This window comes from Luteimonas sp. TWI596, assembly GCF_039674105.1.
In the GTDB taxonomy this organism is placed as follows: domain Bacteria; phylum Pseudomonadota; class Gammaproteobacteria; order Xanthomonadales; family Xanthomonadaceae; genus Luteimonas.
This window is the reverse complement of the sequence record NZ_JBDJMU010000020.1, coordinates 1-22845: the sequence shown is the minus strand read 5'-3', so window position 1 is coordinate 22845 and position 22845 is coordinate 1. Positions and strand designations below refer to the sequence as shown.

The 22845-nt window shown below is 70.7% G+C and carries 17 protein-coding genes; 4 read left to right on the top strand and 13 right to left on the bottom strand.

Annotation, left to right across the window (positions count from 1 at the left end; translation table 11 throughout):
* Window positions 1-117: 117 nt before the first annotated feature.
* Complete coding sequence (locus ABE487_RS14240; protein ID WP_346452536.1) at window positions 118-528, top strand: transposase; 411 nt, start codon at window positions 118-120, stop codon at window positions 526-528.
* A 119-nt stretch (window positions 529-647) separates the two neighbouring features.
* Here the strand turns inward: ABE487_RS14240 and hrpA are convergent, their stop codons facing one another.
* On the bottom strand, window positions 648-4775 hold the full coding sequence (gene hrpA, locus ABE487_RS14235; protein WP_346452538.1) for an ATP-dependent RNA helicase HrpA: 4128 nt from the start codon (window positions 4773-4775) through the stop codon (window positions 648-650).
* An 89-nt stretch (window positions 4776-4864) separates the two neighbouring features.
* On the opposite strand from hrpA, the gene ABE487_RS14230 reads away from it, so the two are divergent.
* Complete coding sequence (locus tag ABE487_RS14230; RefSeq protein WP_346443054.1) at window positions 4865-5437, top strand: Dps family protein; 573 nt, start codon at window positions 4865-4867, stop codon at window positions 5435-5437.
* Between the two features lie 619 nt (window positions 5438-6056).
* Here the strand turns inward: ABE487_RS14230 and ABE487_RS14225 are convergent.
* From ABE487_RS14225 to ABE487_RS14170, 12 genes are all read right to left on the bottom strand, one after another.
* Window positions 6057-7430, bottom strand: a complete 1374-nt coding sequence (locus ABE487_RS14225) for a dicarboxylate/amino acid:cation symporter (protein WP_346452540.1) — start codon at window positions 7428-7430, stop codon at window positions 6057-6059.
* A gap of 47 nt (window positions 7431-7477) precedes the next feature.
* Window positions 7478-9136, bottom strand: coding sequence for a BatD family protein (locus ABE487_RS14220; protein ID WP_346452541.1), 1659 nt, complete (start codon window positions 9134-9136; stop codon window positions 7478-7480).
* Window positions 9137-9144: 8 nt separating this feature from the next.
* The gene (locus ABE487_RS14215) at window positions 9145-10899 is read right to left on the bottom strand and encodes a VWA domain-containing protein (protein ID WP_346452910.1); all 1755 of its coding nucleotides are present in this window, start codon (window positions 10897-10899) and stop codon (window positions 9145-9147) included.
* A complete protein-coding gene (locus tag ABE487_RS14210; protein ID WP_346452775.1) occupies window positions 10896-11915 on the bottom strand; it encodes a VWA domain-containing protein in 1020 nt (339 codons plus the stop codon). Before ABE487_RS14210 ends, ABE487_RS14215 begins: the two co-directional genes overlap by 4 nt.
* Window positions 11912-12370, bottom strand: coding sequence for a DUF4381 family protein (locus tag ABE487_RS14205; protein WP_346452774.1), 459 nt, complete (start codon window positions 12368-12370; stop codon window positions 11912-11914). Before ABE487_RS14205 ends, ABE487_RS14210 begins: the two co-directional genes overlap by 4 nt.
* 1 nt (window position 12371) lies before the next feature.
* Window positions 12372-13289 carry a DUF58 domain-containing protein gene (locus ABE487_RS14200; protein ID WP_346452773.1) on the bottom strand — a complete coding sequence of 306 codons (918 nt, stop codon included), beginning with the start codon at window positions 13287-13289 and terminating at the stop codon, window positions 12372-12374.
* Window positions 13290-13326: 37 nt separating this feature from the next.
* Window positions 13327-14319: an AAA family ATPase gene (locus tag ABE487_RS14195; RefSeq protein WP_346452772.1), complete on the bottom strand. Its 993-nt coding sequence runs from the start codon at window positions 14317-14319 to the stop codon at window positions 13327-13329.
* A gap of 151 nt (window positions 14320-14470) precedes the next feature.
* Window positions 14471-16285, bottom strand: a complete 1815-nt coding sequence (gene pilQ, locus ABE487_RS14190; RefSeq protein ID WP_346452771.1) for a type IV pilus secretin PilQ — start codon at window positions 16283-16285, stop codon at window positions 14471-14473.
* A 94-nt stretch (window positions 16286-16379) separates the two neighbouring features.
* Window positions 16380-16901 carry a pilus assembly protein PilP gene (locus tag ABE487_RS14185; protein ID WP_346443095.1) on the bottom strand — a complete coding sequence of 174 codons (522 nt, stop codon included), beginning with the start codon at window positions 16899-16901 and terminating at the stop codon, window positions 16380-16382.
* Between the two features lie 20 nt (window positions 16902-16921).
* Window positions 16922-17596: a type 4a pilus biogenesis protein PilO gene (pilO, locus tag ABE487_RS14180; RefSeq protein WP_346443072.1), complete on the bottom strand. Its 675-nt coding sequence runs from the start codon at window positions 17594-17596 to the stop codon at window positions 16922-16924.
* Complete coding sequence (locus ABE487_RS14175; protein WP_346448939.1) at window positions 17593-18198, bottom strand: PilN domain-containing protein; 606 nt, start codon at window positions 18196-18198, stop codon at window positions 17593-17595. The genes pilO and ABE487_RS14175 overlap by 4 nt, the downstream gene beginning before the upstream one ends.
* Window positions 18198-19256 (bottom strand): pilus assembly protein PilM, encoded by a 1059-nt coding sequence (locus ABE487_RS14170; protein WP_346443076.1) that lies wholly within the window; start codon window positions 19254-19256, stop codon window positions 18198-18200. Before ABE487_RS14170 ends, ABE487_RS14175 begins: the two co-directional genes overlap by 1 nt.
* A 165-nt stretch (window positions 19257-19421) precedes the next feature.
* On the opposite strand from ABE487_RS14170, the gene ABE487_RS14165 reads away from it, so the two are divergent.
* Together ABE487_RS14165 and ABE487_RS14160 are read left to right on the top strand one after the other, a co-directional pair.
* On the top strand, window positions 19422-21983 hold the full coding sequence (locus ABE487_RS14165) for a penicillin-binding protein 1A (RefSeq protein ID WP_346443078.1): 2562 nt from the start codon (window positions 19422-19424) through the stop codon (window positions 21981-21983).
* A 108-nt stretch (window positions 21984-22091) separates the two neighbouring features.
* Complete coding sequence (locus ABE487_RS14160; protein WP_346448935.1) at window positions 22092-22733, top strand: hypothetical protein; 642 nt, start codon at window positions 22092-22094, stop codon at window positions 22731-22733.
* Window positions 22734-22845: the final 112 nt, after the last annotated feature.

The window sequence follows — 22845 nt, the reverse complement described above, 5'->3', positions numbered from 1 at the left end:
TCGGAGGGCGCTGCGCGGCAAGTCCCGATGCGCATGCCGCGGCGTGCGATGCACGCTGTTGGCATGGCCAGTCCACGCCCTCAGCCCCTCCCGCGTTCCGCGCAAGGCGCGCACTACATGATCACCGCGGTCACCTACGGCCGCGTCCCCTGGCTGCGCGATCCGCTCTACGCACGAATCGCGCGCCATGAGATCGAGGCCTGCGAACGACAGGGCTGGCTGCGCTCCGAAGCCTGGGTCCTGATGCCCGACCAGGTGCATTGGCTGTTCGAGCTGCGCGTGCCGATGCTCGGGCAGGTCGTGCAGACGTTCAAGTCGCAGACCGCCCGTGCGATCCGCGGGCGCGCCCGCGGCGCCGGTTCGATCTGGCAGGCCGGCTACACGGATCGACGGCTGCGCCCGGACGAGAATCTGACCGACCAGGTGCACCGGATCGTCGGGCGCCCAGTTCGGACAAGCCGGGCTGAGCAGCTGAGCGATGACGCATACAGGTGGGCCCGGCGGCCATGGGCTGTACCCGATACGTGAGCGGGTTGCAGATGGCCGGGCCTGTCGCCGCAGGCGTGACGCGACCGCCACCGGCGCCGCCGACGGCCAGCCCAGCCCTCCGGAAAGCAGTGGAGACAGGATGCGAGCGCTGCGCGGCGTCAGGCCGCGCGCAAAGCCGCCACCCGGCTCGCCAACTTCTTTGCCGAGACCCCACCCTTGGCACCCAGCTCCTGCGCGAACAGCGAGACACGCAACTCTTCGATGTCCCAGCGCAGCGCCTGCCATTGCGCGTCGCCGCCGCGGCCACGAGCGCCGGCGTCGAGCAGCGCGTCGACGAACGGCTTGACGTCGAGCATGCGCTGCTGATCGCGCTGCGGGTCGCGCAACGCGCGTTCGGCGCGCAGCGACAGCGCGCGCAGCCAGCGCGGATACTCGGCCAGCGCGGCCGCAGGCACGTCGCGCAGGAAGCCCGGCGGCACCAGCGCCGCGAGTTGCGCCTGCATGTCGTCGAGGTTCGCCCGCGCCCATCCCATCAGTTTCGAATCCAGTCGCCCGCGGATCTCGGCGACCAGGTCGAGGATCGTCTCGGCGCGCTGCAGCCGTGCCATCGCCTCGCCGAACAGGGCCTTGCCGACCGTGTCGCGATGCGCGGCGAACGCGTCGACGTCGCGGATCGTCTCCAGACCGTCGTCGAGCAACGCGGCGAGCGCGCCCTCGACCAGATCCTCGCGCAGCCGGTCGCCTGGCCGGTCGGCCGCACGCGGCGCCAACGACTCGATGGCCGCGTACAACAGCGCGGTCTTCGGGGCCACCGGCAATTGCTTGCGTGCCTGGCGCACGCGCTCGACGAGTGCGATCCGCAACAGGCGGCGCACGCCCTGTGGGTGCAGGCGCCGCGCCTGCGCGGGGTCGGCATGGACGGCCAGCGACACGCTCTCGCCCTCGTCCTGCAGCGCCGGATACGCCGGCAGCCCGCCGGCGCCTGCGATCGACACCGGCACCGGCGTGTCCGGGAATGCCGTCAAGCCGCGCTGCTGCAGCCCATCGGCGGCATGGGCGGCGAATGCACGCGCGGCCCGTTCGCCGAAACGCGCGCGCAGCGCGTCGAGGTCGCGCGATTCGGCCAGCACGGTGCGCGCCTTGCGATCGCGGCCGACATCGACCAGGCGCAGATTCGCCCGCAGATGCGGCTCGAGCGCGGTCTCATCGAAGTCCGTGGCCGCGATCTCCACGCCGCCGAGCTTGCGCAGAAAACGCGCCAGCGTGCCGGCGAAGCTATCCGCATCGCCGTCGCGCCAGGCCTGGGCGAACGCGCGCGCGAAATCGGGCGCCGGCACGAAGTTACGGCGCAGCGCCTTGGGCAGGCTGCGGATCAGCGCCGCCGCCTTGTCCTCGACGAAGCCCGGCGCCAGCCACGACAGCCGCGCCGGGTCGATCGCATTGAGCAGGTGCAGCGGCACCGACACCGTCATGCCATCGTCGGGCGCGCCCGGTTCGAACCGGTACGCCACCGCGAGCCGCGCATCGCCCAGTGCGATGAATGCCGGAAACAAGTCAGCATCGACACCGTCTGCGACCAACAGGTCGTCGCGGTTCCATTCGAGCGCACGTTTGGCCGCCTCCGGCGCCTTTCGATACCAGGCATCCAGCGCCTGGGCCGAAAGCAGGTCGGAGGGAATGCGCTGCGCGTACCACTGCGCCATCCAGTCCTCATCGACGACCAGCCCGCTGCGCCGCAGTTTGGCTTCCTCCTCGCGCGCCTGCGCCAGCGTGCGCAGGTTGCGTTCGAGAAATCCCGCGCGCAGGTCGATCTCGCCGGTCGCCAGGCCATCGCGCAGGAACAGCGCGCGCGCCTGATCGGGATACAGCCGTCCGTAATCCACCGGCTTCTTGGGCGCGAGCACCAGGCCGAACAAGGCAATCTGCTCGCTGCCGATCACCCGGCCTTGCGCGCGCGACCAGCGCGGGTCGTGATGACGCCGCGAGAGCAGGTGATCGAGCTCGGCGATCACCCAGTCCGGTTCGATCCCGGCATTGGTCAGTGCCCAGACCTTCTCGGTGTCGAGCAGCGTCGCCGACAGCACCCACGGCGGCGGCTTCTTCGCCAGCGGCGAGCCGGGGAACAACTGGAACCGGCGTCCGCGCGGCCCCTCGTACTGCCCCGAATGGCGCCCGCCACCGGCCGGGTCGGCGCGATGGCCGATCTGGGTGGGCAGCCCGGCGAGCAGCGCGCGATGCAAGGCGACGTGCGCACGCATGGCAGCCTGCCCACGTGCCCGCGCGTTCTCGGTCTCGTCCTCGGCCGGCACGTGCGAGACACCCGAAGCATCCACCGACCAACCCAGGTCTTGGCACTGCAACTTGAGCTGCCGATGCAGTTCGCGCCACTCGCGCATGCGCAAGAAGCCCAGGAAATGCCGTTCGCACCATTTGCGCAGCTGCGACTGGGTCAGATCTTCATGCGCCTGCCGGTAAGCGTCCCACAGCCGGACGATGCCGGCGAACTCCGAGCGCGGGTCGGCGAACATCGCATGCGCGGCGTCGGCCGCTGCCCGCTGATCGGCCGGTCGCTCGCGTGGGTCCTGGATGCCCAGGAAGGACGCGATCGCGAGCATCTCGTGCAGGCAACCATGCTGGTGCGCGGCGACCAGCATGCGCGCCAGCTTGGCGTCGACCGGCAGCCGCGCCATCGTGCGGCCGTGCGCAGTCAACCGGCGACCGTCGTCGATCGCCCCCAGTTCGGTCAGCTGCTGCCAGCCGTCGGCGACCGCGCGCGGATCGGGTGGCTCGACGAACGGAAAATCGGCGATCGGATCGGCGGCCGGGCGCGGCGCGTCGCCACTGCGCCGGCCGCGCCGGGCACGCGGCTCGCCGTCCCCGCCCAGGCCCAGCGACAACATGCGCAGGATCACGCCAGCGAGCGCCGCGCGCCGGATTTCCGGATCGGTGAAGCGCGGCCGCGACGCAAAATCCGCCTCCGAAAACAGGCGGTAACACACGCCCGGCGCGATGCGTCCGCAGCGGCCCTTGCGCTGGTCGGCACTGGCCTGGCTGATCGGCTCGATGTGCAGGCGGTCGAGCTTCTGCCGCGGACTGTAGCGCTTGACGCGCGCCAGCCCCGGATCGACCACATAATGGATCCGCGGCACCGTCAGCGAGGTCTCGGCCACGTTGGTCGCCAGCACGATGCGGCGCAGCGGACCGGGATTGAACACCCGGTCCTGGTCGCGCGCCGACAAGCGCGCATACAACGGCAGGATCTCGGTGTGACGATACTTACGGCGCTCGAGCGCCTGGTGCGTATCTCGGATCTCGCGCTCGCCGGGCAAAAAGATCAGCGTGTCGCCGGTTCCCCGCTCGCCCATGATCTCGTCACAGGCGGCAAGAATGCCGTCGAGCACCGAAACACCGGGGTCAGCGTCGATTTTCCCCTGCCCGCGCGGCGCCCCGTTCGCACCGGCTGCGACATTCGACGCTGCCCCCGGTTCTTCGCCGAGGGGGCGATAGCGGACTTCGACCGGGTAGCCTCGGCCTTCGACGTCCACGACCGGTGCGTCATCGAAATGGGCGGAAAAGCGCGCGGTGTCGATGGTCGCCGAGGTGACGATCAGCTTCAGGTCCGGTCGCCGGGCCAGCAGTTGCTGGAGGTAGCCGAGCAAAAAATCGATGTTGAGGCTGCGTTCGTGCGCCTCGTCGACGATCAGGGTGTCGTAGGCCGACAACCAGCGGTCGGACGCGATCTCCGCCAGCAGGATGCCGTCGGTCATGAACTTGATCGCGGTGTCGGGGCCGACGTTGTCATTGAACCGGACCTGGTAGCCCACCGCGCCACCGATCGGCACCTGCAGCTCCTCGGCCACGCGCCTGGCGACCGTGCGCGCGGCGATGCGCCGGGGCTGGGTACAGCCGATCATGCCCGCCGCGCCGCGCCCGGCCGCCAGGCACAGCTTGGGCAACTGGGTGGTCTTGCCCGAGCCGGTCTCGCCGGCGACCACGACGACCTGGTGCGCCCGGATCAGCGCGACGATCTCCTCGGCCTTGCCGGCGATCGGCAGGACCGGATCGACCGTCGCCCGCGGCAGCTTGCGCCCGCGCGCCTCGCGCCGCGCGACCGAGGCCTGCAGCCGGCTGGCGAACGCATCGCGCGCGGCCGGGTCGCCAGGCGTGCGCCGCCAGCGCGACCACAGCCCCAGCAGCGGACCGCGATCGCGCGAACAGGCGGCATCGACCGATGCGCGCGCCCGGCTCAACGCCGCATTCACCTCGTTGTCGCTGGAATACTCCATCACGCTTGCGAATCCGCCCCCAGGTCTCATATTCAATCGCGAAGGCCGCGTATTGTGGCCGCAATCCCATCCCACAGGAGTCGTCGACCATGGCCAAGGCCAAATCCCAACCTGCCTCCAAGTCCAGCCAGAAGCGTTCGTCGGTGGCGCCCGCCGTCGCCTCGCCCGATGCGCGCTCGACCGCGCCGGCCATCGATATCGGGATCAGCGACGCGGATCGCAAGCAGGTCGCCCAGCACCTGTCGGTGTTCCTGGCCGACGCCTACACGCTGTACCTGAAGACCCACAACTTCCATTGGAACGTCACCGGCCCGATGTTCAACGCGCTGCACGTGATGTTCGAGGGCCAGTACACCGAGCAGTGGAACGCGCTGGACGAGATCGCCGAGCGCATCCGCGCGCTGGGCTACAACGCGCCGGGCTCCTATGCCGAATTCATCGAGCTCAGCTCGATCAAGGAAGAGCCGGGTCTGGAGAAGTCGCCCGATTGGCGCGAGATGGTGCGCCAGCTGGTCCTGGGCAACGAAGCGGTCTGCCGGAGCGCGCGCAAGGCCCTCGAAGTCGCCGACGATGCCGACGACGATCCGACCGAGGACCTGCTGACCCAGCGCCTGCAGACCCACGAGAAGAACGCCTGGATGCTGCGCTCGCTGCTCCAGTAAGCGCGCTTCTCGCTCAGGTCCCGCAACAACGCCCGGCAGCGCCGGGCGTTTTTGTGCGATTGAGACGAGAGCGCAGCGTCCGAAGGGCATCGGCCTGCCGGCCGAAAAGCCGCTTCCCCCTCGGTCAAGGCCGCTGCGCGTCCGGCCACGCGAAGCACGCGTGGCGTTCGCATGGAGGCGCGACAGTGCCGCGCAGGCCATCCATGCTCACCCTGCCTTGACTCGGGCGCGCGCCGTCCATGGCGCGCTCGGCGCGGCCACCGTCCGCCCGTCCGCTGCAGCGACGTTTCAGACTGCGCCTTCGTGGAGAACGAGTATCTTCCGTTCGAAAGAAGACGTGATCTTTCACCCTCAGCGCGTAGTGTCGACCGGGGGTTGCGGCAGAGCGGACCATCAATGGTCCGCGGCGGCGAGTCAGTCATGGGTGCGGGTGGGCTGCTCGCGCGGCATGCCGCGCAGCCCGCACAAACGCCCGGCGTGCTTCGCCGGGCCGGACCGCGGCGCGGACTGACCGAGCCGAGGAGTAACCCCCGGACGGCACTACGCTGCTTCCGGAGCCAGAGTAATCGCCGAAGGCCGACTCGCGCTCGATCAAACGAGCAAGGCGTTGGGTCCCACCTCAAACACTATCGGGCGGCTCCGGGCCATCGACTTCACCGCGCGACACCAGCGCCGCGATGCCCAGATCGCCGGTCACGTTGACCGTCGTACGGCACATGTCCAGGAAGTGGTTGACGCCCAGCACCAGGCCGATGCCCTCGGCCGGCACGCCGACCATCGTGCAGATCAGCGCCACCACCGGCAACGAGCCCGACGGCACGCCGGCGGTGCCGATCCCGCCCAGGATGCAGACCAGCATCACCAGCACCTGCTGCCCGATCGACAGCTCGACCCCGAAGAACTGGGCCAGGAAGATCACCGTCACGCCCTCGAACAGCGCCGTGCCGTTCTGGTTGGCGGTCGCGCCGATCGTCAGCACGAAGCGCGACACCTTGCGCGGCAGCTTGAGATTCTCGTCGGCCACGCGCAGCGCCGTGGGCAGCGTGGCGTTGCTCGATGCGGTCGAGAACGACATCAGCATCGCTTCCTGCGCCCCCCGGAAAAACGCCAGCGGCGACCAACCGCCGAACAAGCGCAACGCCAGCGAATAGGTCACCAGCATGTGCAGCGCCAGCGCGCCGGCCGCCACAGCAACATAGGCGCCCAGGCGGACCAGCAGGTCCCAGCCGAACAGCACCGCCAGGTTGAACATGAAGCAGAACACCGCGATCGGCGCCAAGCGGATCACCAGTCCGATCAGCGTCATCGAGACCTCGAACAACCCCTCGATGCCGCGCTTGAGCGCGGCCGCGGCCTCGGACTTCGTCAGCACCAGGCCGATGCCGAACATCAGCGCGAAGAACATCAGCGCCAGGATGTTGGCGTTGTCCGACGCGGCGCCGACCACGTTCTGCGGCACGATCGACAGCAGCATCTCCATGCCCTTGGCCCCACTGCGGCTGTCGCTGACGATCGCCTCGGTGCGCTGCGCGCTCTCGGCCAGCAGTTGCTGCGCCAGCGCCGGATCGACGCCTGCGCCCGGGCGGAACAGGTTGACCATCACCAGACCCAGCAGCACCGCCAGGCCCGACAGCACGATCGTCCAGGCCAGCGTGCGCCAGCCGATCCGCCCCAGCGAGGCGACATCGCCCATTTCCGACACGCCGACCACCAGCGCCGAGAACAGCAGCGGCACGATCAGCATGAAGATCAGGCTCAGGAACAGCGTACCGAGCGGCTCGGTGACCCAGGCCACGAACGTCGCGACCAGCGGACGGCACTGCCAGCCCGGCTCGGCGACCGCGCAGGCAGCCGCAGCCGGGTCGGCCGGCGCCCAGGTTGACAGGCCGGTGTAGTGGGCGATCAGGCCAAGCAGCAATCCGGCGGCGAAGCCGATCGCGATCTTCCAGTGCAGCGGCAGACGGGGACGGGCGGATGCGCGCGGACGGGCCATGGCGTGATCGCTGCAGGAAAGCAGCGGAGGCTAGCAGGAAGCGGGCCTCAGCGCCGCGGATAGAGCGGCGGCAGGACGGCCTCATCATCGGGTGCCACCGGGCCGGCCGCGACCGCGCCGGTGCGGAAGGCCTGGCGCAGCGCGGCGCGCGCCGCCACCAGGTCGCCCTCGCCCCAGCGCGCCCGCTGCCACTGCGCGAGCGCATCGCGCTGGCCGGCATCGGCGAGCGCACGCCGCAACGCGTCGAGATCCGCCGCCGGCGGATCGACCAGCGCGCGCAGTGCCGCTTCGACCTCGGCCGGATCCCCGGTCTGCAACACGGTCGCCAACGACGGTCCGACGATCCGCGACCTCGGCACCGCAGCCGCGCCGGGTACCGCGGCGACCAGCCCTCGCGCGCCGACACGCGCGCGGCGCAGCCCGTGCCAGGCCACGACGCTGGTCGCCAACCACAGCAACGCGAACAAGCCGGCCAGCCACGGCCAGAGTCGACTGCCGTCCGCGTCCGCCCCAGAGACGGCCGGCAGACCCGGCGCGGGTGGCACCGCCTGCACGTCGGCGGTGTCGCCACCGCCGGGGTCCACCTCCAGGCGCAGATCCGGGGCCGCGCTGGTCCGGGCGGCGCCTGCGCGGACATCCCACCACCCCACGCGGGGCCCGGCCACGCGCAAGGGGCCGGCCGCCCGCGGCACGATCGAAAAGCGGCGGGTCATGCGCACCCGCGGACGTCCCTCGTCGAAACGCTCGTCGTACTGCGGGGGTTCGGCGAACACCTGCGCGCCGTCGGGCGCCGGCAAGGTGATGTCGGGCAACTGCGTGCCGACCGCGCCATCGAAGGTCGCCTCCAGCGTCAACGTGGTCGCAGCCCCGGCCCGGCCGCGCTCGGGCTGCTCGAGCCAGCGCAGTTCCAGGTTCCGCAGCGGCAGCCACGGCTGCGACGCCGTACCGGGCATCGCGCGCACCGACAGCGCGCTCGCCGGGCCATTGGCCGACAGTTGGCGCGGCCCGCGATCGAACAGATCGTCGAAGAAGCCGCCGCCCGCGCCGCGCCCTTCGAAACGCGCGCCCGGAATTGTCAGCGGCCCGCTACGCTCGGGCACGAGCAGAAAGCGCCGTTCGACCACGTTGTAGCGGCGGCCCTCGAACTCGCGGCTGTAGGTGATGTCGTTGCCGATCCGCTGCAGCGACGCGCCCTCGGGCTCGGGCTGTTCGAGCTGGCCCGAGACCAGCGGCACCGCATAGTGCAGGCGCAGGGTGTAGCCGACCGCCTGCTGCACGTAGGGCGTGTCGGTCTCGAGTTCGGCCTCGACGAACGCGGCCGCCCCGTCGCGGGCCGAGCGCACCGGCGCCGGACCGACCGTCAGCGACAAGGCATCGGTGCGCGCCCCCCCGACCTGCAGCGGCGGGACCGTCAATCGGCCCTCGCGCCGCGGGCGCAGCGCCACGCCGAACAGCGCACGCTCGATCTGGCGTCCGTTGCGGATCTCGACCTGGCGTCGGCTGGTGTGCCCGCTGAGCTCGAAGTCGCGCGCCAGCCCGCTCCAATCGGGCACCGCGACCGCTTCGTCGGTCTCGACATTGAGCGTGGTGGTCTCGCCCAGCGCGATCCGGTCGCGGTCCAGCCAGGCACGCGTCTGTGCCTGCAGGCTCCCGGCCATGCAAGCGAGCAGCACCGCCAACGCCGCGGCCTGACGCCATGTCCGCATTCCGGTCCTCATCGCAGTGCCTCCGCGCCGTGGCGCCGCTCGTGTTCGATCCGGAACTGCGCCCGCAACAGCCCGCCCGGGTCGTCGGGCACGCGCCGCAGCCAGGCCTGGTTGGCCTGCTCGCGCTCACGCTGTGCTTCATCGTCCTGCCGGTCGGCAGGCATGGCGTCGCCGGGTGACCGGCGACCCTCGCCCGCGTCTTCGAGTGCCTGCTGCATGCGCTCTCGCATGGCCTGGTCGGTGCGCTGCTGCGCGGCCTCGTCAGGAGGCGGTGTCGCGTCGGGGGGCGAGGGCGGCGTATCGGGGCGTGGCGCGCCGTCGGATGACGGTGCGGGCTGCGGTGCGCCGCGATCGCCTGCCCGGCCGTCGCCCGGATCCGGGCGCCCCGACTGGCGCTGCTGGTCGCGTGGCGGCGACCGCGGATCGTCGCGCGCGCCGGGCGGCGGCTGACGGCGACGCGCCGCCTCGACCGCGGCGCGATTGGCCTGCGCATCGGCCATGTCCGGCTGCAACCGCAGCGCCTCGTCATAGGCGGCGATGGCTTCGTCGAGCCGCCCCAGGCGCGCCAGTGCATTGCCGCGGTTGTAGGCGGCGCCTGGGCCGGGCAGCCCGGCCCAGGCGCGCAATGCGTCCTCGTGCCGCCCGTCGCGATAAGCCGCCGCGCCCTGCGCGAGCTGCGCGTGGGCGATCTGGTCGGCGCGCCGCCAGGGCGTACCGACCGGCGCCTGCGCCGTCTGCGCGGCATGCGCCGGCAGGATCGGCCAGACCAGCGCCCCCGCCAGCACCGCGACTGCGGCGCCGCGCCGGAACGCCAGCAGTACCAGCGCCAGCAACGGCAGCAACAGCCAGTAGCCCTGGTCGGCGATGCGCCGGGCCTGCGTGTCGTCGTCGGCTGCGGCGCCGGCCCCGTCTGCGCGGGCCTCGCGCAGGCCGAGCGCGTCGAGATCGCCGTCGTCGGCGGTCACGCGATGCCAGCGCCCACCGCCGGCGGTCGCCAACGCCTGCAATGCGTCGGCATCCAAACGGGCATGGACCAGCGCACCATCGCGATCGCGATAGGCCGCGCCGTCCGCGCTGCCCAGGCCCAGCACCGAGACCCGGTACCCCATTCGCACCGCGGCCGCAGCCTCGCGCACCGCGGCCCGGTCGGCGCTGTCGGTCAGCAGCACGATATCGCCGCGCTGCGCATCGCCCTGGCGCAACAATCGCGTCGCCTGCTCGATCGCGCGATCCGCGCGCTGGCCGTCCACCGGCATGATGTCGGGCGCGAGCGCATCGAGATACAGCGCGACATTCGCAGCATCGTCGGTCAGCGGCGCCACCATGTAGGCATCGTCCGCATAGACCAGCAGCGCCACCGGCCCCTGGCGCAGGGCGAGCAGCCGCGCGAGCTTGGCGCGTGCCTGCAACAGGCGCGACGGCGGCAGGTCGGTCGCCGTCGTCGCCGACGACAGGTCCAGCGCGACGACGAGCGGCGTCGCGGCGACGGACGCCAACGGCACGTCGACCTGGCGCCAGCCCGGGCCCGCCAGCGCCAGCACCGCGAGCAGGCCCGCGCACAGCCAGGCAGCCAGCGCCAGCAGCCCGCGCCGGCCGGGGCGGCGCTCGAGCAGATGCGGCAGCAGATGCGGATCGACCGTCTGCCGCCAGGTATCCTCGCCGCGCCGACGCGCCCACCAGACACCGGCCAGCAGCGGCAGCACCAGCAAGGCCCACAGCCAGGCCGGCCGGGCAAAGACCACGTCGGGCCAACCGCCGCTCATCGCGCGCCCCGCATCGGCAACCCCCAGGCGCGCGGCACCAGCACCAGCATCAGGAGCACGCAACCGGCCGCAAGTGGCCACGGATAGCGTTCCACCCGCGCACGCAGTGCCGGACCGGGCGTCTCGACCGGTTCGAGCCGGTCGATCTCGGCATAGATGCCGGCCAGCGATTCGGTGTCGCGGGCCCGGAACGCACGGCCACCGGTCGTCTCGGCGATCGCCTGCAGCGCCGCTTCGTCGATCGCCGGCTCGCCGCCGCCGGGCAGACGGAAGCCGAGCATCTGCAAGCCGTCCTCGTCGCTGCCGAAGGCAATGGTGTGCACGCGCAAGCCAGCGTCGCGCGCCAGTTCGGCCGCCTTCTGCGGGCTCAGCGCACCGGCGTTGCTGACGCCGTCGGTCAGCAGTACCAACACGCGGTCGCCCTCGCCGTCCTGCAGTCGTCGCACCGCCAGCGCGATCGCATCGCCGATCGCGGTCTCGCGCCCGGCCAGCCCGACCACGGTCCGGTCCAACTGCTGGCGCACGCTGTCGCGATCGAACGTCATCGGCGTCACCGCGTAGGCACGCTGCCCGAACACGATCAGCCCGATCCGGTCGCCTGCCCGGCGCTCGAGGAAGTCGGCGATCACCGCCTTGGCCGCCGTGAGCCGGTCGACTGCGCGCCGTCCGATCACCATGTCCTCTTCGCTCATGCTGCCCGACAGGTCGACCGCCAACATCAGGTCGCGCGCCGTCCGCGGCGGGTGCTCCGGCGGGCCGACGCCCTGTGGACGCGCCGCCGCAATGCACAGCAAGGCCCAGGCCGCCCACAACAGCCACGACGCCCGCGCGCCACCCCGGCCGGCGGTCGGTGCGGCGATCGCGTCGAGCCCGACATACGGCACCCGCAGCGCATCGCCTTCGCTGCGGACCGGCGGCCACCAGCGCCGCAGCGCCCAGGGCAACGGCAAGGCCAGCAGCATCCACGGCCAGGCGAACGCCGACAGCAGTCCATCCGCAGCCGCAGGCAGGCTCATCGCCCCGCCGCCATCAACGCCAGGAAGCGCAGGCGGGCCGCGGCGTGCAGTGCATCGAGCACGTCGCCATCGACCGCCCGCCGGAAACCGCCGTCGTGCAGCAAGCGCCCCGCGCCTTCAACGAACACCGGCGGGCCTTCGCCCTCGTCCAGGAACGCCAGCCAGGCATCGCCCTGCAACCGGTCGGCATCGGGACGCACGCGCCTCGCCGCCCGGCGCAGCAGCGCCGACATCGCGGCGATCTTCGCAGGCGCGTCGATCGCCGCCTCGACCTGGGCATCGAACAGCCGCGCCCAGGCGCGGCGCCGGCGCGCGCGCCGCCAACGCAGGCCGGCCACCACGGCGAGCATCGCCACGACCGCCGCGGCGAGCCACCACCAGCCGGGCGCCGGCGGCCACCAGCCCGGGGCGGCGGTCACGTGGATGTCGCGCAAAACCAGATCGGGTACCGCCATGTCAGGCCGCCTTCGGCCGGCCGAACGCCGGCAACCACACATCGCTGGGCATCTCGCTCGACAGCAGCACGCAGCGCACGCGCGCCGCACGCAGCGTGGCCTGGGCCCGGGCGATCGGCTCGGCGAACGCCGTCTGCCAGCGCGCGTGCTGCGCCCCGTCGCGCAGATCGAGCTCCACTCGCCCCGACGCGGTGGCAAGGCGCAGCCGTGCCCGCGGCGGCGCCTGTTCCAGTGGATCGGTCAACAACACCACCAGCACCTGGTTGTGCGCGGCCAGCGCCGGCCAGCGCTGCGCCGGTACGGTCGCGATACTGGCGGCATCGGCCAGCACCAGCAGGCGCGCGCCAGGCCGCAGCAGCCGCCCGGCATGATCGAGCGCGACCGCCAGCCCGGCATCGCCCGCAGGCGGCGCGGCATACCAGCGCGCGAGCGCATGCAGCACACGCAGCGCACCGCGACTGCCCGATGCCGGCGGCACCGGCGCCTCGTCATGCGTGCCGCGCAGGGCGGCGATGCGATCGCCGTCGGCCACGGCCGCCCAGGCGGCGACCGCCGCCGCGCGCGCGGCCTGGACCGACTTGAACCGCACCCGGCTGCCCACGTACAGCGTCGGCGCGGTATCGGCCACGAGCAAGGTCAGCCGTTCGCGCTCGGTCTGGAAGGCCTTGGTATGCGGCCGGCCGGTGCGCGCGGTCACGCGCCAATCGATGTGGCGCGCATCGTCGCCGGCTACGTACTCGCGCGACTCGGCGTATTCCATGCCCTGGCCACGCAGCGGCGATGGCGCCTGCTGGCGCAGGCCCGTATGCGCGCGCAGGGCCGCCCCCTGCCGCGTGGCACTCGCGCGCAGGGCAATGAGCTCGGCCAGCGCCGGGCGCACGCCGGCCGCCGTGTCCACGGCCCCGTCCGCGTCCCGCATTGCCGAATGCCCGATCACGACCTTCCGGTTCCGGCCGTCAGGGCAACGGGACGCGGTCGAGCAAGGCCTGGACCAGGCGCTCGCCGTCCCAGCCCTCGGCGGTCGCCTCGTAGCTGGGCAGGATGCGATGCCGCAGCACGTCCGGGGCCACGGCGCGGACATCGTCGGGCGTGACGAAGTCGCGGCCGGCGAGCCAGGCCACGGCCCGCGCGCAGCGTTCGAGCGCAATCGAGCCGCGGGGGCTGGCGCCCCAGGCGATGCGGGCGGCAAGGGCGGCGTCATAGGCCGCGGCATCGCGCGAAGCCAGGACCAGCTCGACCAGATACCGCTCCACCGGCGGCGCCACATGCAACGCGAGCACCGCCCGGCGCGCCGCAAACAGCGCCGCGAGCGGCATCCGATCGACCGCCTCGGGCCGTGCATCGAGCCGGGCCAGCGCCCGGTCGCGCGCCAGCTGCAGGATGCGCGCCTCGGCCCCGGCATCGGGATAGCCCACGCGCACATGCATCAGGAACCGGTCGAGTTGCGCCTCGGGCAACGGGAACGTGCCCTCCTGTTCGATCGGATTCTGCGTGGCCATGACCAGGAAGGGATCGGGCAGCGGGTAAGTCCGGCCACCGACCGTCACCTGGCGCTCGCCCATGGCCTCGAGCAGCGCGGACTGGACTTTCGCCGGCGCGCGGTTGATCTCGTCGGCGAGCAGCAGCGGATGGAAGATCGGGCCGGCCTGGAACTCGAACCGGCCCTCCTGTGGACGCCAGATCTCGGTCCCGGTCAGGTCGGCGGGCAGCAGGTCGGGCGTGAACTGCAATCGCGCGAAATCAGCATCGAGCCGCGCCGCGAGCGCCCGGATCGCACTGGTCTTGGCCAGGCCCGGCGCGCCCTCCACCAATAGGTGCCCATCGGCCAGCAAGGCCACCAGCAACCGGTCGACCAGCGCGGGCTGACCGACGATCTCCTCGCTCAGAGCCTCGCGCAGCGCGACGAATCGCGCCTGCAACTGCCCCGGTTGTTCGACCGCATGTTCCATCGGGTTCCCTGTGTCCGGCGCCCGTTGCGCCGCTCGACAGTGTGACCCGAACCGGGGGGCGGGGTTCAACCCGCGGGTCCGCGCGCGTTAGCCGCCGGACATGAAAACGGGGCCCTTTCGGGCCCCGTGGCGACATGCGCGGCGGCGGCGCTCAGCCGATCGGGCGCTGCGCGACGCGCATGACCTTCGGGGTGACGAAGATCAGCAGTTCGGCCTTGTCCTTGGTGCGGCCGCGGCTCTTGAACAGGTTGCCCAGGATCGGCAGGTCGCCGAGGAACGGCACCTTCGACAAGGACGCGCGATCGGTGAACTCGTAGACGCCGCCGATCGCGACCGTCTGGCCGTCGTCGATCAGTACCGCGGTGGTCACGTTGCGCTTGCTGATCAGCGGCACCTTGCCGACGTTCGGGTACTCGACATAATCAACGATCTCATCCTTCTTGATGTCCATCGCCAGGAACACGCGGCCGTCGTTGGTGATGGTGGGGGTGACCTTCAGTTCCAGCAGCACGTCCTTGAACTGCACCGTCGGGACATTGTTGCTCTGGCCGCCGGTCACGGTGATGTAGCCGACCTCCTGTCCCTGGCTGATCGTGGCTTCGCGCTGGTTGCTGGTGACGACGCGGGGATTGGAGATCACCTCGCCACGCTGCTCGGTCTGCAACGCCTGCAACTCGACCGCCCAGTTGATGGTGTTGCCCAGGATCGTGAAGGCCAGCGACGGGGCGTTGCCGGTCACCGGCAGGTTCACATTCAGGCCGCCAGGGACACCGACAGAGCCATCTTGGCCAATAGGTAACTTGCCGCCAACATCGACGCGATCGTCGACGCGCCTGGCCGTCGATACGCCAAAGCGCGCCCCGAGATCGCGTGCGAACGACTCGTTGGCGATCACGATGCGCGCCTCGATCACGACCTGGTCGACCGGCTTGTCGAGCAGATTCACCAGGCGCCGGATCTCGTTGACGCGCGAGGGGATGTCGATCACCAGCAGCGTGTTGGTGCGGCGGTCGAAGCTCAGGCTGCCGCGCGTCGACAGGAAGCCGCGTTGCTGCGACGTGCCGGCCCCGGTGTTGTTGACGTTGGCGCCCGTGCCGTTCTTGCTTTCCTCGGTCAGCAGCTTGGCGATGTCCTCGGCATTGCCGTAGCTGATCGGGATGTACTCGGTGGTCATCTCCGCGCGCTCTTCGATCGCCAGGCGCGCATCTTCCTTGGCCTGCTCGAACGCGGCGATCTCGGCCTGGGGGGCGACCCAGACCACATTGCCGCTGCGGCGCTTGTCGAGCGACTTGGCCTGCAGCACGATGTCCAGCGCCTGGTCCCACGGCACGTTCTGCAGACGCAAGGTGACGTTGCCGGCCACGCTGTCGCTGGCGACGATGTTGAGGTCGGATTCGTCGGCGATCAGCTGCAGCACCGTACGCACCGGCACGTCCTGGAAGTTGAACGTCACCGGCCGGCCGCTGTAGGCCCGCGCATCGGACACGGTGGTCGCCGCTTGTCCCATCGCGGCGGCGGCGGTGGAGGCCCCGACCGCACGATCGCTCGAGGCGGCGCGTGGCACGATCTCGACGATGTAGTCGCGACCGCTCTGGTAGGCCATCGGCTCGAAGTCGCCGCGCGCGCTGAGCACGACCTGCGCGCCGTTGCCGCCCTGACGCGCGTCGATGCGCTGCACCGGGGTGGCGAAGTCGACGACGTTGAGCGGGCGCTGCAATTGCGCCGGCAGTGTCGCACCTCCCAGGTTGATGACGACATTGCCGTCCTGCGTGCGCAGGTCGGGCGCGGCGCCCTCGCCGTCGAAGCGCAGGATCAGCTTGCCCGAGCCGCCGTCTCCACGCTTGAAATCGAGATCGGTTACCGACACGCCGGTGTGCGCCGCCCCCGCCGATGCCTGCAGCGCAGGCAGCAGCGACGCCGGTGTGGCCGGCTGCGCGGCCTGCACGCCGCCGAACGCCGCCAACATGCCAAGGGCGAGGCCGAACGCGCCGGCGTGAAGTGCCGACGTCCTTGCGGCCCGCGGGCTTCCCGCTTTGCTCACGGTCATCTTGCTTTCCTCATCATTTTTCGTTCAGCGCGAGCGAAGCCGGGCGTTCCAGCCAGCCGCCGGCACCGTCGGGCACCAGCTCGACGAGCTCGATACGATTCTCGGTGACCGATGTGACACGGCCATCGTTCTGCCCCAGGTAGTTCCCCGGCGCGATGCGGTAGGTCACCTTATCGGGCGCCAGCACCAGCCCGAGCATCCGGGCACCGGTGTTCATGGTGCCGACCATCGCCATGCTGTCGAGGGGGAACTGCTCAGTGATCTCTTTGCGACGGTTCGAATCGGGCCGCAGCCCGCTGCCGTTGTCGACGTCGGTGAACGCGTTGCTGAAGGGGTCGCGGATGCCCTGGGCGGAGTATTCGAAGGTCTCGAACTGCTGCATGACGGGCAGCGGCTCGAGCGGCGGCGCCGGCCGCTGCTTGACCTCGTCGACCCAGACCTCGAGATTGGGCGCGCCGCCCGGCTCGCTGGTGATATCGCGCCCGCAGCCGACCGCGAGCACGGCCAGCGCGGTCGCCAGCGCGCATCGGGCCATCGATGTGGCGATCGCGGCCATCAGGGCGTCTCCCCGGTCGCGGCGGCGGCCGCCTGCTCCTGCGCCGCGGTCTCCTCTTCGTCGAGGTAGCGGTAGGTCTTCACCGTGCCCGAGAGTTCGAGCACCGAGTTGGGGCCGATCGCAGCCAGCCCGCCGCTGTCCTCGCCGCGGGGTTTGAGCGAGATGTCGTGCATCGTCATGATGACCACGCGCGGCAGCGACGCGACTCCGCTGACGAACGCGCCGAACTGGTGGTAGGTGCCGACCATGCGCAGCGCGATCGGCTGCTCGGCGTAGAACTCGCGCGGCACCTCGGTGCCGGGCCGGAACAGGTCGTTCTGGATGCCGGTGGCGATCGCGGTCTGCGAGATGTCGGTGATCAGGTCCGGCATCTCGGTCTTGCTCGGCAACTGGCGCAGCATCTGCTGCAACTGCTGCTCCATCTGCGCGAGCTGCTGCTTGAGCGGTTCGAGGTTGGCGGCCTTGCCCTGCTTGGTCTCGAAGTCGCTGCGCAGCGTGGCTTCCTGGTCTTCCAGCGTGCGCAGTTCGTTGCCCTTGTCGCGGGTGATACCCCACCACAGCAGCGCGAAGATCAGCAGACCCACGACCACGCAGGTCCCGATGCGGTACTCGCGCGGCCAGGCACCGACGTTGTTGAGGTCGAGCTCGCGCAGCGACACCTTCTTGCGGCTCACGGGGCGACCTCCTGGGCGGGTGCGGCGGGTGCAGGCGCCGCTGCGCCGGCCTCCTTGGCGGCCGGCGTCGAGAGCTGGACGTTGAGCGTGAACGCGTACGGCAGCCCCGGCACGCCGTCGCGGGCCTCGATGACCGCCAGTTGCGGGTTGGTCATCCAGCCCGAGCCTTCGAGTGCACGCATGTACGTGCTCACGCGCGCGTTCGACTGCGAGCGTCCTTCGAGCGTCAGCATCTGCCCTTCCTGCTTGAGCGAGGTCAGCAGCACGCCGTCGGGGATGGTCCGTACCAGCTGGTCGAACAGGTGCACCATCTGCGAGCGGTTGCCCTGCAGCTCCTCGATCACCGCCTTGCGTGCCAGCAGGCGTGCGCGCTGACGATCGAGGCTGTCGATCTCGACGATCTCACGATCGAGCTCAGCGATCTGCTGCTGCAAAAACGCATTGCGCGCGCGCTGCCCGTCGAGCTGCGCGTTGTAGTACATGTTCACCAGCAGCCACAGCACGATACCGGCCACGGCCGCCAACGCGGCCATGATCCCGAATTCCTTCTGTCGCTGCCGGCGCCGTTCGGCGCGCCAGGGCAGCAGGTTGATCCGCGCCATCAGTCGAAGCTCCGCAGTGCGAGACCGCAGGCGATCATCAGCGCCGGTGCGTCCTGGGCCAGCGCCTGCGCCTGGACACGCGGGCCGAGCGTCATCTGCGCCAGCGGGTTGGCCAGCACGCTCGGCACGCCGAGTTGTTCTTCCACCATCGCCGCCGCGCCCGGGATCGACGCGCAGCCGCCGGCCAGCACGATCCGGTCGACCCGATTGAAGTCGCTGCCGGCGTAGAAGAACTGCAGCAGGCGGCTGATCTGCTGGACCATCGCCTCCTTGAAGGGTTCGAGCACCTCGACCTCGTAGCTTTCCGGCAGCCCGCCCTGGCGCTTGGCCAGGCCGGCCTCCTCGTAGCTCAGCCCGTAGCGGCGCATGACCTCGTCGGTGAGCTGCTTGCCGCCGAACACCTGCTCGCGCGAATACAGGCTGCGACCGTTGCGCAGCACGTTGAGGGTGGTCATCGTCGCACCGACATCGACCAACGCCACGACACCATCCGCGGCGATGTCGAGCGTATCGGCAACCAGTGCGAACGCGCTTTCGATCGCGAAGGCCTCGACATCGATGACCCGGGCGATGAGCCCGCCCAGCTCCAGCGCCGAGGCGCGCAGTTCGACGTTCTCCGAGCGGGAGGCCGCCAGCAGCACCTGCACGGTATCGGGATTGCCGGGCGAGGGACCGAGCACCGCGAAATCGAGGTTCACTTCCTCGATCGGATAGGGAATGTAGTTGACCGCCTCGAGCTCGATCTGCGACTCGAGCTCGTCCTCGTCGAGATCGGCGGGCATCGGGATGGTCTTGGTGATCACCGCCGAGCCGGCGACGGCCGCGGCCGCGTGCTTGGCACGGGTACCGGAGCGGGCGACGGCCCGCCGGATCGCGTCACCGACCGCCTCGGCCTCGACGATCGCTTTTTCGACCACGGCGTTGGGCGGCAACGGCTCGACCGCATAGTGTTCGACGCGATACCGGTTGCCCTGCCTGGACAGCTGGAGCAACTTGACCGCGGTCGAACTGATGTCGATGCCGACCAGCGGCACGTGGCTTTTTGCGATGAGCCCCACAGATTGCTCCCCTTCGCCACGGACGCATCCGCACGCCGCGTGTCCCGGCGCATTAGATAACGGACTTTCCCCGCAATGGCAAGGTCGGGCACGCTGCACAGGGGGCGTCGGAGGCCCTCGCAGCCGCTCAGCGACCGGCCGGCGATGGCGCCCTATACTGCGCGGATGAGACCCGATTCCGCGTCGCCCCCCCGCCCCCGCGCCTCCCGTTTCCGCCGTTTGCTGCGCTGGGTCCTGATCCTGGGCCTGGTGCTGGCCGTCCTGGCCACCGTGGCCGCGGGCATCCTGTACACGGCCGTGGCCTCCAAGCTGCCGGACGTGGAGACCTTGCGCGACATCGAGATGCAGGAGCCGATGTACGTCTATGCCCGGGACGGCAAGCTGATCGCGCTGTTCGGCGAGACGCGGCGCTACCCGGTCAAGATCGACCAGGTGCCCGAGCGCCTGAAGCAGGCGTTCCTGGCCACCGAGGATGCGCGCTTCTACCAGCACGGCGGCATCGACTACCGCGGCGTGGCCCGCGCGCTGTGGCTGCTGGCGACCACCGACGACCGCCGCGTCCCCGGCGGCTCGACGATCACCCAGCAGGTCGCCCGGCAGTTCTTCCTGAGCTCGGAGTACAGCTTCACCCGCAAGTTCGCCGAGATGCTGCTGGCGCGCAAGATGGAGCAGAACCTCACCAAGGACGAGATCTTCGAGCTGTACCTGAACAAGAGTTTCTTCGGCAACCGCGCCTACGGCGTGGCCGCGGCGGCCGAGTTCTACTACGGCAAGCCGCTCGCTGAGCTCGACCTCGACGAGATGGCCTCGCTGGCGGCGATCCCCAAATTCCCGTCCAGCGGCAACCCGATCAGCAATCCCGAGCGCGCGCGCGAGCGTCGCGACGTCTATGTGCTGGCGCGCATGCAGGAGCTGGGCTACATCACGCCGGCCGAGTCGGCGGCCGCGCGTGCGGTCGAGATGCACGCCAGCCCCCATGAGCGGCCGATCGAGGCGTACGCGCCCTATGTCGCGGAAATGGTGCGCCTGGAGATGGTCGCCCGCTACGGCGGCGACGTGCTCACCCGCGGCTACCACGTCACCACGACGATCGACCCGACGATGCAGGCCGCCGCCGAACTGGCGGTGCGCAACGGGTTGATGACCTACGACCACCGTCACGGCTGGGTCAAGCCGAGCGAGACCTTCGAGCTGGCGGCCGATGAAGACGCGGCGACCGCCGCGCGCCGGCTGCGCGGCATCGCCCCGCAAGGTGGCCTGCTGCCGGCCCTGGTGCTGCGCAGCGGCGACGGCACCGCGGAGGTGGTCCTGGCCGATGGCAGCACCGTCACCCTGGACGCGGCCAGCAGCCGCTGGACGGGGCGCGCGCCGTCCGCCCTGCTCGCGCGCGGCGACCTCACCCGGGTGCGCCGGATCGAGACTCCGGCCAAGGTGGCCGCCAATGCCGATCCCGACGCCCCCACGCCGCCGCCCACGGTGAGTTGGCAACTCGACCAGTTGCCGCGCGGCCAGGCCACACTGGTCTCGCTGGAGCCGGACAACGGCGCGGTCCGCGCGCTGATCGGCGGCTTCAGCTTCGCCGGCAGCAATTTCAACCGGGCCACACAGTCGCTCCGCCAGCCCGGGTCGAGCTTCAAGCCGTTCATCTTCGCTGCGGCATTCGAGAAGGGCTTCAACCCGGCGTCGATCGTGCCCGACGCGCCGGTGTTGTTCAGGATGCGCCGAGGGCAGGACTGGCGGCCACAGAATTCCGATGGCCAGTTCCGCGGGCCGATGCGCTTGCGCGAAGCGCTGGTGCAGTCGCGCAACCTGGTCGCTGTGCGTCTGCTCGACATGATCGGCGTGGATTACGCCCGTCGCTACATCAGCCACTTCGGCTTCGACGAGTCGCAGCTGCCGCCCAACCTGTCGATCGCGCTCGGCACGCCATCGCTGAGCCCGCTCGATGTCACTCGCGGCTATGCGGTGTTCGCCAACGGCGGCTTCCGGATCAACCCGTGGTTCATCGACGAAGTCCGCGACCGCGAAGGCACGCTGGTGTTCAAGGAGAACCCGGCCCGGGCCTGCCGTGGCTGCGGCAACGACGGCCGCCCCGGCCAGTCGGCCGCACCCTCGCATGTCGTCGACGGCTTCGACCTGGGACCTGCGTCGGCGCAGCGCAGCGTCACCGAAGCGCCGGAGCCGGCGGAAGCGCCCCCCGAACCCGAGGCGCGTGCGGACGGACAGGCACCGGTCATGGCCGAGCGCGCGATCGACGAGCGCGTGGCCTACCAGATGATCTCGATGATGCGCGACGTCGTCCGCCGCGGCACCGGCACCGCCGCGCGCGCGCTCGGACGCGAGGACGTCGGTGGCAAGACCGGTTCGACCAACGAGCATCGCGACGCTTGGTTCTCCGGCTTCGGCGGCAACCTGGTGACCTCGGTCTGGGTCGGGCGCGACGACAACCGCTCGCTCGGCTACCGCGAGTACGGCGGACGCTCCGCGCTGCCGATCTGGATCGACTTCATGCGGGTCGCTCTGGACGGCGTGCCCGAAGCGCGCAACGACCCGCCCGAAGGCATGGTGCGCGTCTCGGTGACCCCCAGCGGACGGTTGATGCCGGTGGGCGCCGAGGGTGGCGGCATCGTGGAGTACGTGAAGGCCGAGGACCTGGAGCGGATGGCGTCCGAGGTCGATCTGCAGATCGACGACGTGCCGGCCGAGGAAGCGTTCGACATTTTCTGATCGAACCGGCCCACCCCTGAATCCATCGCGCCGGCCCCTGGCGCGATGGCTTGACCGCCCAGGAGGGAGGCGTAGAGTCGGTACGTCGATCGACACGGGGGAACATGCATGCATCGCGCACGCCAGCATGCCGGGGCCCGCACCCGAGAACGTCGCCACCGTCTGGCGCACGAGGCTGCCCGACTCATGGCCGAGGGCGGCATCCACGAGATCCATCAGGCCCGGCTGAAGGCCGCTGGGCGACTGGGCATCCACGACGATGCCTCGCTGCCGCAGGATCAGGAAATCGAGCAGGCACTGGGCGAGTACCGCCGCCTGTTCGCGTCCGCTGCGCACGCCGACGCGCTGCAGCGCAGCCGCGAGGCCGCGCTGGAAGCGCTCACGTTCTTCGCGCCGTTCCAGCCCCGTCTGCACGGCGGCGTACTCGATGGCACCGCCGATGCCCAGGCGCCGGTGCAACTGCATCTGCACAGCGACGACGCCGATGCGGTGCAGCGCTTCCTCCTCGACCAGCGCATTCCGGCGCAGGCGCGGAGTCGGCGCGTCCGGCTCGACCGCGCGCGCCGGGAGGATTGCCCGACCTGGACCTTCCACGGTGGCGAGGTGGCGTTCGAGCTGACGGTGCTGCCGGCCAACGCGCTGCGCCAGGCGCCGCTGCGCGCCGACGACGATCGGCCGATCCGCCGGATGTCCGGGGCGCAACTGCGCCAATTGCTCGCTGCCGGGTCGGCCGGACACGACGACGACTAGCTGTGATCTTTCAGTAGGTTGTTCATCCGGGGCGTCTCTGGAAGATGGGGGGTTACGAAGCCAACCCAGCCCCAGGAGCCCCGGATGAACCTGCATAAACATGCCCGATTGA